Origin of the sequence: Bacillus cereus group sp. BceL062, assembly GCF_051780025.1 — a bacterium.
Taxonomy (GTDB): domain Bacteria; phylum Bacillota; class Bacilli; order Bacillales; family Bacillaceae_G; genus Bacillus_A; species Bacillus_A toyonensis.
This window is the reverse complement of the sequence record NZ_JBPWGY010000002.1, coordinates 333,373-345,081: the sequence shown is the minus strand read 5'-3', so window position 1 is coordinate 345,081 and position 11,709 is coordinate 333,373. Positions and strand designations below refer to the sequence as shown.

Genomic DNA, 11,709 nt, shown 5'->3' with positions numbered 1-11,709 from the left:
GTAACCCCACCTTTCACTTACACAACGAACGTTAGTTTGCTACTATAATTGTATTATAGTACACGAAAAAAGACAAACGGAGTTGTTTGTCTTTTCTATACTTCTACTTCATTATATCAACCTTTTGAAAAATTCGTTTGCACCTCTTGAATTGGCCAATATCGTAAATCGACTTTACCGACAACTGTATCAGCCTTCACAAAGCCGAAGTGTCTACTATCCCAGCTCCCAAGGCGGTTATCGCCTATTACAAAAATATGACCAGCTGGCACCACCTTTTCTTTCGTTAACTCTTCTAATGTAAAATCACCTGTTAGTTGCCTTCCATTTATCTCTTTCTTGTACTTCTCTAAATAAGGCTCATCAATAAATTGACCGTTTATATACAACTTATCATGCTTATATTCAATATGGTCTCCAGGTAAACCGATAATTCGCTTTACATAGTCTTCTTTTTTATTCGCATGAAAAACGACGACATCGAACCTGTTCAAGTCCCCCACTTGATAACTCACCTTATTTACAACGAGCATATTGCCATCTTGCAATGTCGGCATCATTGACTTCCCCTCTACAACGTACGTTGAAAAGAAAAACGTTCGAAAAAATACAGCTAATAGTACACCAATTAAAATTGTTCGTATCCACTCTAGGCCTTCTTTTTTCAAAGTTTTCTTCATCCGCTTCTCCCCTTACCCTTTAATAATGAATCTTGCATTTATAAAGTGAAACTTAATCGGTGGGGGTTTTGTTCATCCCGCACCGATCGGGCAGTTTGATCCCCACCTAACTTCTCTGCTTCAGTCGAATTTTTTGGAGGGAGTTTCACTGCCCTCGAATAGTGGGACAAAGAAGACTATTCTTAATGTAGTTCTAACTTTACTTCAATTCTTTTACCGACATACCATAAAATAAAAATAACAATCGCTACAATAACTGATTTCACCGGCTTATGAATAAACGACATTAAATCATGACCGATGTACGTTAAAATAAAAATCATCACAAGCTTTCCGAATGCGAGCGCAAGTCCGAACTGTTTTACGCTAATGCGAGATAAACCAGCTACAACGTTTATAAGCGCAGACGGTGTAAACGGAAAACAAAATATAACAAACACTGGCGCGAATCCTTTCCTTTCAATCCACCCCATTGCCTTGCGCACTTTCTCATGCTTATTTACAAAAGAAAAGAAACGGCTTCGTCCAAAATGGCGGATAATGAAAAAAACAAGCATAGCACCGATTACTGATCCAAGCCATGAATAAAGGAAACCCAGCCAAAATCCAAATGCAACAGCATTCGCTAGCACAAACACAATAAGTGGTAATGCTGGAATAAGCGCCTCTATCATCGGCAAACCGATGCCAAGAAGCGGTCCGAACGCCTTATAACTTTCAACAATATGATCCATATTTTCTGGTGAAAAATACTCTTTGATTGACTGAAAATCCATTCTACACTTTACCCCTTTACTCTAATTACTACCTCTACTGTATCATTGCTTTTCTGAAAGAGGAAATGGTAGATACGACATATGGAGATGTAATTATTAAGTTTCCATGTCCTTCATTAGAATTCCTTCATTATTTAGCTATGATAATCTTTCAATATTCGACAGGATATGAAGATAATTTAGACACTATACACAAATTGTAACTTAACGGTTACGTTTGATGAAAAAGCAGAAACTACAGAAAGGAATAATTCGTCTTTTTCAAAAAAATACCCTTACTGCACGTAAGGGTATTTCTACCTATATAGAAAGAAGTATCATGTATGCCACAAATATAAAATGATATATATTCACACTACATTAAATATATATAAGGAAATTACCATTATATTGTTCCATTAAAGAACAATATATTTGTACATCTCACTCGGTTTATTTATGAATCTTACAGCGTAAACTGTATATATAATGAAATAAAAAAAGGATGAGTCTCCTCATCCTTTTCCTCTCACACATCTTCTTCCCTAACAAAATACACTTTCTCATAAGCTGGTCTTAATGTTGATTCATCTCTTTTATCAATTTCTTTAAAACAAGGATTTCCTTGTTTCTTCTTTCGATCTTCATATTCTGTACGCAGTTTCGCTGTACGATTTTGTTGATTTTCAAAACTACTTTTTGATATTTCTAATTTCACAGCAAGGCCATTTATAAATCGAATCATAAGATTTCCATCTTTTAATTCTCGATTACTTTCGATATAAAAATGCGACAGCCACGCGCACTCTTTTCTAGAATAAGAATAAGTAGGGAAAAAATAAAGTTGATCTGTCGGACTGATTGCAATCGGTGCTTTATGTGTAATGTGTGTTAACTCTTTCGTTCCTTCTTTTCTGCCCAAAAAACTAGATCCATGCTTACGACAACTTCTCTCTATAATATCTAGAGGCTTTTGAAATACGAAAAAAGAATCTTCCATTTCAACAACTCGCGTAACAATTTTCTTTTCACTTAGAATAACAGGAAGTAAGGCCATTGTATTTTTAGTTACAACATAATTTTCGACATAGCGTTCTACTTTACTTTCCATATCCTATTATCTCCTTTTTTCATTTTCTATTTATATTAGCAGCTGCATATATAATTTTAGCACCTATGAAAAGGAAATAGGTAACAGGTTCCGCTTTTTTACAATTTTTTATCATTTATCAAACATTTGTCAAACAATAAAATCACAATATATAAATTAAATAGTTTTATAACCATAAAAACAGCATTTATACTACCTATAAATATTTATTATCCCTTCCTCTTTTTACATCATTACAACAATTAACTTTGCTATAATTAAAATATAAATCCAATATATGGAGGGCCCTTATGGAAGAAAAAGAGATCCAACCATCGATTCAAATGAAAAATAGTAGCGTCATTATCGTGAAAAACTCAGCTAGTATTATATTCGGTTTATTTTTCATTCTGCTATTCTTCGCTAAACCATTTCGTAAATCGAAATGTCCTGAATGTAAAAAACGCGAGAAGAAAAAAGCAGGGAAAGAAGAGTAAAAGGCCTTCCTTTTTGGAAAGCCTTTTACTCTTCTTCATTGCCTCTATAAACGTCGAGTACAACTTCATTTACATATATCTCAACAACAAAAAAAGGATGGCATGAGCCATCCTTTTTTCCATCATCAACTATAAAATTATAGTTTGATTACGTTTTTAGCTTGAGGTCCACGGTTGCCTTCTTCGATTTCGAAGCTAACTTTTTGACCTTCTTCTAAAGATTTGAAACCTTCAGTTTCGATTGCAGAGAAATGTACGAATACATCGTTTTCGCCTGGAACTTCGATGAAACCGAAGCCTTTTTCGTTGTTAAACCATTTTACTTGTCCTGTTACTGCCATGATTATTTCCTCCTAAGAAAATACAAATTATTTTAGTCTTCCTGTATAAAAAAAGAATCCACACATTATCAAACACGAAACATAAACTAGTTCTCACATACTTTTTCTCGTTCGTTTTCGGCACTTGATAATATATGGATTGCTTAATTTAACTATTCAACTGACATCATCATAGCATACTTAAAATAAAATGTACAATCTTTTTTGAAAATAGAATTTCTAATTTTTAGTATTTCTTATAAAATAAAATTATCTCTATTCTATATAAGGAGGAATTCATGACAACCAAAATTCCTAAAAAAACATTAAAAAGAATTGAAGAGGATATTGAAAATAATAATCTCGGAAAGGCAAGAGAAAGATTACACGGTCTCATCTTTACATACCCAAATGAATTACATCTTCGAAAACAACTCGGAGACATTTATTATAAATTACAATATCCAGAAATGGCTGGACGTTATTGGTATCTAGAGGAGCATAAAACAGATATTATGCATGAATCATGTTTATTATTTGAAAAATCAATGGGAAATGATCCTTATCATATTGCGCGTGCTTTAAAATTCAAGGGCGATTCTAGCAAGATAAAGAAATTGTATAAAGAGCAGCCTTTATCTCCAGTACAAAAAAAAGTAGCAGAGGAATTAGTATATGAATATAAAGAAACATGGGAAGATAAGTTACTCTCTCTTGGGTGTCTAGTATTCCTTGCTTTCCTTCTTTTCTCTGCTATTGTCGGTATATTCACTATTTGGAATTGGATTTTTTAATTATAGGGGGAATTTTCACATGTCAAACTACGAACAAGAAGAAAAGCTAACAGGGGGAAACGTCTCAAACGTATATCGTTCTGAAAATACTGTTCGGCGGGAATTAAAGCCAGACAGTACAAAAATTCATAAGCTATTACGTCATCTAGAAAACAAAGGATTTCATTATGCCCCAAAGTTTTTGGGCATAGATGAAAAAGATAGAGAGATTTTATCATTTATAGAAGGCGACGCAGGCAATTATCCTTTAAAAGAATTCATGTGGTCTAATGATGTGCTGAAAGAAATCGCAAAGATGCTCCGTCTGTACCATGATGCTGTAAGTGACTTTCCGTTATTAGCTGATTGGAAACCGATGGATCATACCCCACATAACATTGAGGTTTTATGCCACAATGATTTTGCTATATATAACATTATTTTCAATAATGAAAAGCCAGTCGGTATTATTGATTTTGACGTCGCTGCTCCTGGTCCAAGAATGTGGGATATCGCTTATACGCTTTATACTTGTGTACCTTTAAGTCGAGTGTTTTATACGGAATCAGGTGAGGCAATTCATTACGACTCATCGCAACATGCAGGTCGTATTAAAGAAAGAGTAAAGTTGTTTGCTCAGTCCTACGATAAAGATATGGACGAAAATTACTTCGAAATGGTGTTACTACGTTTAGAAGGGTTATGTACATATGTGAAAAGAAAAGCACAAGAAGGAGACGGAAATTTCCAAAGAATGATTGATGAAGGACATCTAGATCATTATGAAAAAGATATGACGTTTATTCGTAAGCATGGGAAAGAGTGGATCTAATATTATTTCTATTTTTGTTAGTAAATATATTTTAAGTTATGTTACATATATCCGAATAATCGTTCATATCGTTTCTTTTCCTACCGGAACTATCAAGCTAAAATCTCGAGATACCCCCTAACGAAATTTTAGCTTTCTATAGTTATGTAAGAGAATTCAGCCCATTTTTTCGTTTCACAAAAATTTTATAATAATTAAAATCACATTATAAAAATATTATATTATAATGCAACTAGTTAAAGGGAAACTTTAATCAGTGGGATTTTGTGCATCTCCCACGTAACTTCTTTGCTCCAGCCAACTTTTGAGGCGGGAGTCTTACTGCCGCAAATAGCGGGATAAAATTACAAGGCCGTTTGCCATGGGGGATTTACATACATGAAAAAGATTTTATTTTTGTTATTGGCTACTATTATTACGTTAACATACCTTCTAGTTTTTAATAAGACTATTGATTCTGAAATTAAAGGATTCCCTATACCTTATGAAGCTAAATTAATTCATACTACTGAGGAGATAGGTGAGTATGTATATAAAGGCGATTGTTTTGAATCAGGTTTATCTATATGGTATCAAATACATATAAAATTAAAGGGATGGGATAAAACTTTTGCAGAGGGTGGAATGAAAGTTTATGAGAAGGATAATAAAAAAGTAACCGTAATATATTTAACGGGAGAAGATGTTATCCGTTTATATAAAGAGTAATAAAAAAGGTGATCACTTAATTGTGATCACCTTCCTTTTATTTCGTAAACTGAGCTTCTTCTGTAGAACCTTTTAACGCTGTCGTTGATGAAGTACCGCCTGTAATGACTTGTGCTACTTCATCAAAATAACCTGTTCCTACTTCGCGTTGATGACGAGTTGCAGAGTAACCGTGTTTCTCTGCTGCGAATTCCGCTTGTTGTAATTCAGAATATGCTGCCATACCACGGTCTTTATAGCCACGCGCTAATTCAAACATGCCGTAGTTTAATGAGTGGAATCCAGCAAGTGTTACGAACTGGAACTTGTAACCGTAAGATGCGATTTCTTTTTGGAAGCTCGCAATCGTTTTTTCATCTAATTTTTGTTTCCAGTTAAATGACGGTGAACAGTTATAAGCGAGTAATTTCCCTGGATATTTTTTATGGATTGCGTCTGCAAATCGTTTTGCATCTTCTAAATTTGGTTCAGACGTTTCACACCAAACGAGGTCTGCATACGGTGCATACGCTAAACCACGTGCAATTGCTTGATCCAGTCCTGCTTTCGTACGATAAAATCCTTCTGGTGTTCTTTCTCCTGTAATAAACGCTTTATCAACCGGATCGATATCACTCGTAATTAAATCGGCTGCATCTGCATCTGTTCTTGCAACGATAATTGTCGGTACTCCCATTACGTCCGCAGCAAGGCGTGCGGAAATTAAATTACGTACCGCTGTTTGTGTCGGCAGTAATACTTTTCCACCTAAATGTCCGCATTTTTTCTCTGAAGATAATTGATCTTCAAAGTGTACACCTGATGCACCCGCTTCAATCATACCTTTCATAAGCTCGAATACGTTTAATTGTCCGCCAAATCCAGCCTCTGCATCTGCTACAATCGGTACGAGATAATCTGTATCATCGCTTCCTTCCATATGCTGAATTTGATCCGCACGTTGAAGTGTTTGGTTAATTCGTTTTACTACAGCTGGTACGCTGTTCGCTGGATATAAGCTTTGGTCTGGATACATATGTCCAGAAAGGTTTGCATCAGCCGCTACTTGCCAACCACTTAAGTAAATTGCTTTCAATCCCGCTTTCACTTGTTGCATCGCTTGGTTTCCTGTTAATGCACCAAGTGCGTTAATATAATCTTCCGTATGAAGCGATGTCCAAAGCTTCTCAGCACCGCGGCGTGCTATTGTATGTTCAATATCAATCGAACCACGCAAACGAATTACATCTTCAGCTGAATACGGACGTGTTATTCCTTTCCATCTCGTATCTAATTCCCAGTTCTCTTGTAATTTATCGATTCTTTCGTTTTTCATTTATTCCATCCCCTTTTCACTTTATAAAATTTCATAACCCGGTAATGTTAAAAATGGTACGAACTCATCATTCCGAACGAGGTTTGTAAACAATGTTGTCGCCTCTTGGAATCTCCCTTTCTTAAAGGCTTCTTTACCAATCTCTCTTTCTATCTTTACTAATTCTTCTTCTTTCCATTCTTCCATTAATTCGAGCGTAATATTGCGGCCATCATTTAGCTTTCCGCCTTCATGACGAATCCATTGCCATATTTGTGCTCTGGAGATTTCCGCAGTTGCTGCATCTTCCATTAAGTTATAAATTGGCGCTGCTCCCCGTCCACTTAACCAAGATGCAATATATTGAATACCTACACTAATATTCGTGCGAAGACCTTCTTCTGTAATCGTTCCCACTGGTACTTCTAATAAATCTTTTTCTGTAACACGTATTTCTTCACGTTTCCTAAAAATTTGATTCGGCGTTTTCATAATGTGATTAAATACTTCCATTGCAACCGGTACAAGTCCCGGGTGGGCAACCCAAGTCCCATCATGACCGTCTAAAGCTTCACGCTCCTTATCAGCACGCACCTTTTCGAAAGCCGCTTCATTCGCTTCTGGATTATTTTTAATCGGAATTTGTGCTGCCATTCCTCCGATTGCCGGTGCATTACGGCGATGACATGTTTGAATTACTTTTAAAGAATACGCGCGCATAAACGGCGCCGTCATCGTGACTTGCGCTCTATCTGGCAGTAAAAATTCATTATGATTACGGAAACCCTTTAAGAAGCTGAAAATGTAATCCCATCTTCCGCAGTTTAAGCCAGCAGAATGATCTTTTAGCTCATACAAAATTTCATCCATTTCAAACGAAGCATGAATCGTTTCCAATAGCACAGTCGCTTTAATTGTTCCGTTTGGAATACCGATGTATTTTTGAGCAAATACGAATACATCGTTCCATAATCTCGCTTCTAAATAACTTTCCATTTTCGGTAAGTAAAAGTACGGGCCACTTCCTTTTTCTAAAAGCGCCTTCGCATTATGGAAAAAATACAGACCAAAATCCACTAAGCTGCCGGACATATTTTTCCCATCAACTTGCATATGCTTTTCCTCTAAATGCCATCCTCTTGGACGCACAATGAGTACAGCTGTTTTATCATTTAATCTATATTCTTTTCCTTTATCATTTTTGTGTGAGATCGTTCCCTTTACTGCATCTCGTAAGTTAATTTGGCCTTCAATCGCATTTTCCCAAGTTGGTGAATTCGAATCTTCAAAATCCGCCATAAAAAGATGAGCTCCTGAATTTAAAGCGTTAATGACCATCTTTCTATCTACCGGTCCAGTAATCTCTACGCGGCGATCCTCTAAATCTTTCGGAAGATTGGCGATTGTCCAATCCGCTTCACGTATGTGCTTTGTTTCTTCTAAAAACTTCGGAAACTCCCCTGCATCAATTCTTTTTTGTTTCTCTACACGTTTTTGTAATAGTTCTGTGCGGCGCTCATTGAAATTTTCATGTAGTTCCTTTAAAAAACTAAGCACCTCAGGTGTCAATATTTCGTTGTACGCTGGTAACATTTCTCCGGGCAATGTAACCCGTGAAGTTCGCGTCGACATATTAGCATCCCCTTCTTAAACTGTTTTATAACAGATTTGATTTTATGTTTTATATTATATAACAAATCTTCAGAAAAGGAAGTTTTTTTTGAAAATTCATTTCATTTTTTTTTGAAAACGCCGTTCTTTCGTGCTCTATTCCATACAAAAAAGGCCACTGTTATACAACAACGGCCTTTTCGTAACATCTTCCAAAATTAAAAATGAAATTATATCAAATACAACTTTACATTTCAGAGGTAGCACTTCCCTTCACCGATAGCTCCTTTTCTCTTCCTTTACGAAAAGTGAGTGCCATTCCTACAAAAATAAGGACAATCCCTGCAACTTGCATACTAGTCGGTCTAAATCCGGTAAAGACCGTATCTAACAAAATTGCAACAGCAGGATCTAAAAACACTAATACAGAAATAAGTCTCGTCGATAAATCTCTTAAACTGTCAAAAAACAAGTAATATACAAACCCAGTATGTATAAGTCCTGTTGCCGTTATCATCATCCAGTTCGTCTCTGTTAAACCTTGAAACTGTCCGAAATCCACAAATGGTAACAATAAAAATATACCTAAAAACGTTTGTACAAATGTCATCGCATATGCACTCGTATGCTTGATTCCTTTTCCTAATAAAGTCGTAAAAGCATAAAATAACGCTGCAAGTAGTGCCCATACCATTCCAGATGACATGAGTTTCTCGAGCGACACACTTCCATCTACTCCAGCTACTAAAACCGTGCCGAGGAAACAAATGACAATGGACATAACGGCAAACGCTGTTAGCCTCTCTTTAAATACGATACTCCCAATCATTAATACGATAATTGGAGCGAGATGATAGACAGAAATTGCAATTGTAATTGACATAACTTCAAACGCTTTAAATAGAAATACCCAGTTAAAAACGAGAAATACGCCGCACGCTAATATTTGCACAATCTCTTTTTTATTCCACTTTTCATTTTTATATTGTCCTGTCACTAACCAACATAACGCTAAAAATATAGTTGCACAAATACAACGAACAAATACTAATTCAAAAGACGGTAAACCTGTTTGGACAGAAAAAAATCCAATTGATCCGAAAATAGACATCGAAAGGATCATTTTTATAGCCGGCATTGATTTTTTATTGTACACCCTTTCTCTCCTCCTACAATCACTCTCTTATAAAACTAAAAATTCTAAAAACATTACTTATTATTATATATTACAATCAAAAAATTGTAAAAAACTAGAATATAACGAGTGACATCCACATAAAATTTTCATAATAAAAAATCATCCTTTTGTATTCCACAGGATGATTTTTTATATGTATTGAGAGGTCTATATATTTATAAAGACTTACATATACTCTGCTATTTTTGAAGAGTAAATTGGGAAACTATCTGTTTTAGTCCTCCTGCTACGTTGTGCAGATGTTCAATTGAAGTCGAAATCTCTTGAACAGATTTTTCTTGCTGTTGAATAGACTCTTTTACCCTATCAGTTCGATCAGATGATCTTTGAGAAATTTGCGCCATATCTTCTGTAGAAGCAGAAATCTCCTCACTACTCGCTGCAATTTCATCTGTAGACATAGATACCGTTTGAATTTGCTCAGATACTTGCTGCACTTTTTCTGTAATAGTTCCAAATACTTTTTCTGTATGCATTACTACTTGTGTACCTGCCTGTACCTCATTATCTACTTTCCCCATCATATGTACCGTATGATTCGTTGTTCCCATAACTTGAGTAATAAGCTTCTCAATTTGTTTAGCAGAGTCACTAGATTGTTCTGCTAATTTTCGTACTTCATCTGCCACAATTGCAAATCCTCTACCACTTTCTCCAGCACGTGCAGCCTCAATTGCGGCGTTTAATGCTAATAAGTTAATCTGAGAGGTAATACCTTGCATAACATCAATGATTTTAACAATTTCTTCTGATTGTTCTTTCATAGTCTCTACTTGTTTCACACCGCTATGTACTGAATTTTGGATTGTATCCATCTGTTGAATCATTTGTTTCATTAATTTGTTACCACTCTCTGCATCTAGTGCTGATTGAGCAGACAATTCATTTACAGAGGATGATGTATTCACTATACTCTGCATTCCTTGTGTCAACTCTTCCATCGCACCCGCAGTTTGTTCCATTGCTTGCATTTGGCTCTCTGCGCCATTGGCAACTTCTTCAATATCCATAGTAATTTTCTTTGCTGCACCGCTAGATACTTCTGATGCAGATACTACTCCGTCTGCATATTGGAATAAAAGCTGAATATTATTCTCTACTTCTTGCATATTTGTTCTTAGCCCTGCAATCATCTCGTTAAAATCACTTACTAATATACCTAATTCATCTTTAGCATTATAATCACCATGTACAGTTAAATCTCCCTCTTTCGCTCTTTCCATCATACGACTAACCGTTTGTAAAGGAGCAACTATAAGCTTGCTAATAATATAACTTACTATACATATAATGATTGTAGTGACTACTGCAAGAATGATAAAGGTAATAACAGAGCGATCTATCATTTTTTGAGAATCTTTAAATACTTGGTCAGCTAAATTTGAAACATACGCTTCTAAATCTACAGCGTAACCAGCTAACTCTACTCCCTTCGGTTTTAAATCCTTTTGAAATTCGTTTACCATTTGAGATTCATTTGTTCCCTTCGCTTTGTCAAACAACTTCTTATATGTCTCCATATAACTTGGCAAAGATTTCTTCATCTTCTGAAACAGCTCATCCTCTTGCTTACTTAAATTAACGCCATCATCATATTCTTTTAATAAAGAATCATATTTTTTAAGATCCTTTTCAACACTACTAATAATCCCCTCTTTATTTATCCCCTCATTTTGTGACGTTGTAATTAATTCTAGTAAGTTATATTCTAGTGAATTTTGTGTACGAAGCATTCCTTCTAATATAACTGCAGAATTTTGATAATCATCTACTACAATCTCTGTATCGTGCTTAATCTTGTTAATAGAATTAATTGCTACACAGCTCATAATTGCCATGCCCAAAACTGCTAATGAGATAAGTAAGAATAATTTATGTTTCACTTTTAAATTTTGTAAAAAATACATATTTCCACCTTTATTCCTTTATATATAGATTTTTAGAATTTTAT

General features: G+C 35.3%; 12 protein-coding genes. 4 read left to right on the top strand and 8 right to left on the bottom strand.

The window, feature by feature from the left end; all coding sequences use genetic code 11:
• Positions 1–116: 116 nt before the first annotated feature.
• The 3 genes from lepB to ACS2MN_RS06975 form a co-directional block, all read right to left on the bottom strand.
• A complete protein-coding gene (gene lepB, locus ACS2MN_RS06985) occupies positions 117–680 on the bottom strand; it encodes a signal peptidase I (protein WP_000751914.1) in 564 nt (187 codons plus the stop codon).
• 182 nt (positions 681–862) lie between these two features.
• On the bottom strand, positions 863–1,456 hold the full coding sequence (locus tag ACS2MN_RS06980) for a TVP38/TMEM64 family protein (RefSeq protein WP_000347508.1): 594 nt from the start codon (positions 1,454–1,456) through the stop codon (positions 863–865).
• 508 nt (positions 1,457–1,964) lie between these two features.
• Positions 1,965–2,546 carry a competence protein ComK gene (locus ACS2MN_RS06975; RefSeq protein ID WP_000444438.1) on the bottom strand — a complete coding sequence of 194 codons (582 nt, stop codon included), beginning with the start codon at positions 2,544–2,546 and terminating at the stop codon, positions 1,965–1,967.
• Positions 2,547–2,836: 290 nt separating this feature from the next.
• On the opposite strand from ACS2MN_RS06975, the gene ACS2MN_RS06970 reads away from it, so the two are divergent.
• A complete protein-coding gene (locus ACS2MN_RS06970) occupies positions 2,837–3,022 on the top strand; it encodes a hypothetical protein (protein WP_000391370.1) in 186 nt (61 codons plus the stop codon).
• Between the two features lie 137 nt (positions 3,023–3,159).
• Here the strand turns inward: ACS2MN_RS06970 and cspA are convergent, their stop codons facing one another.
• A complete protein-coding gene (cspA, locus tag ACS2MN_RS06965) occupies positions 3,160–3,363 on the bottom strand; it encodes an RNA chaperone/antiterminator CspA (RefSeq protein ID WP_000301522.1) in 204 nt (67 codons plus the stop codon).
• A 278-nt stretch (positions 3,364–3,641) separates the two neighbouring features.
• Between cspA and ACS2MN_RS06960 the strand changes: the two genes are divergently transcribed.
• The 3 genes from ACS2MN_RS06960 to ACS2MN_RS06950 all read left to right on the top strand — a co-directional run bounded on the left by ACS2MN_RS06960 (position 3,642) and on the right by ACS2MN_RS06950 (position 5,655).
• Positions 3,642–4,136, top strand: a complete 495-nt coding sequence (locus ACS2MN_RS06960) for a DUF6584 family protein (RefSeq protein ID WP_000208489.1) — start codon at positions 3,642–3,644, stop codon at positions 4,134–4,136.
• Between the two features lie 19 nt (positions 4,137–4,155).
• Entirely contained in the window at positions 4,156–4,947 is a 792-nt protein-coding gene (locus tag ACS2MN_RS06955) for a phosphotransferase (protein WP_088055487.1), read from the top strand.
• A gap of 378 nt (positions 4,948–5,325) precedes the next feature.
• Positions 5,326–5,655 carry a hypothetical protein gene (locus tag ACS2MN_RS06950; protein ID WP_000721807.1) on the top strand — a complete coding sequence of 110 codons (330 nt, stop codon included), beginning with the start codon at positions 5,326–5,328 and terminating at the stop codon, positions 5,653–5,655.
• A gap of 37 nt (positions 5,656–5,692) precedes the next feature.
• Here ACS2MN_RS06950 and aceA read toward each other — a convergent pair whose 3' ends face one another.
• The 4 genes from aceA to ACS2MN_RS06930 form a co-directional block, all read right to left on the bottom strand.
• The gene (gene aceA, locus ACS2MN_RS06945; protein ID WP_346994089.1) at positions 5,693–6,970 is read right to left on the bottom strand and encodes an isocitrate lyase; all 1,278 of its coding nucleotides are present in this window, start codon (positions 6,968–6,970) and stop codon (positions 5,693–5,695) included.
• Between the two features lie 21 nt (positions 6,971–6,991).
• Positions 6,992–8,581 (bottom strand): malate synthase A, encoded by a 1,590-nt coding sequence (aceB, locus tag ACS2MN_RS06940; RefSeq protein ID WP_000107648.1) that lies wholly within the window; start codon positions 8,579–8,581, stop codon positions 6,992–6,994.
• 226 nt (positions 8,582–8,807) lie between these two features.
• Positions 8,808–9,716 carry a DMT family transporter gene (locus ACS2MN_RS06935; RefSeq protein ID WP_000282397.1) on the bottom strand — a complete coding sequence of 303 codons (909 nt, stop codon included), beginning with the start codon at positions 9,714–9,716 and terminating at the stop codon, positions 8,808–8,810.
• Between the two features lie 221 nt (positions 9,717–9,937).
• A complete protein-coding gene (locus ACS2MN_RS06930) occupies positions 9,938–11,665 on the bottom strand; it encodes a methyl-accepting chemotaxis protein (RefSeq protein WP_346994088.1) in 1,728 nt (575 codons plus the stop codon).
• Between the last annotated feature and the right edge of the window lie 44 nt (positions 11,666–11,709).

Coding starts and splice junctions, on each gene's coding strand:
- lepB (WP_000751914.1), bottom strand. CDS start 680: ATGAAGAAAACTTTGAAAAAAGAAGGCCTAGAGTGGATACGAACAATT.
- ACS2MN_RS06980 (WP_000347508.1), bottom strand. CDS start 1,456: ATGGATTTTCAGTCAATCAAAGAGTATTTTTCACCAGAAAATATGGAT.
- ACS2MN_RS06975 (WP_000444438.1), bottom strand. CDS start 2,546: ATGGAAAGTAAAGTAGAACGCTATGTCGAAAATTATGTTGTAACTAAA.
- ACS2MN_RS06970 (WP_000391370.1), top strand. CDS start 2,837: ATGGAAGAAAAAGAGATCCAACCATCGATTCAAATGAAAAATAGTAGC.
- cspA (WP_000301522.1), bottom strand. CDS start 3,363: ATGGCAGTAACAGGACAAGTAAAATGGTTTAACAACGAAAAAGGCTTC.
- ACS2MN_RS06960 (WP_000208489.1), top strand. CDS start 3,642: ATGACAACCAAAATTCCTAAAAAAACATTAAAAAGAATTGAAGAGGAT.
- ACS2MN_RS06955 (WP_088055487.1), top strand. CDS start 4,156: ATGTCAAACTACGAACAAGAAGAAAAGCTAACAGGGGGAAACGTCTCA.
- ACS2MN_RS06950 (WP_000721807.1), top strand. CDS start 5,326: ATGAAAAAGATTTTATTTTTGTTATTGGCTACTATTATTACGTTAACA.
- aceA (WP_346994089.1), bottom strand. CDS start 6,970: ATGAAAAACGAAAGAATCGATAAATTACAAGAGAACTGGGAATTAGAT.
- aceB (WP_000107648.1), bottom strand. CDS start 8,581: ATGTCGACGCGAACTTCACGGGTTACATTGCCCGGAGAAATGTTACCA.
- ACS2MN_RS06930 (WP_346994088.1), bottom strand. CDS start 11,665: ATGTATTTTTTACAAAATTTAAAAGTGAAACATAAATTATTCTTACTT.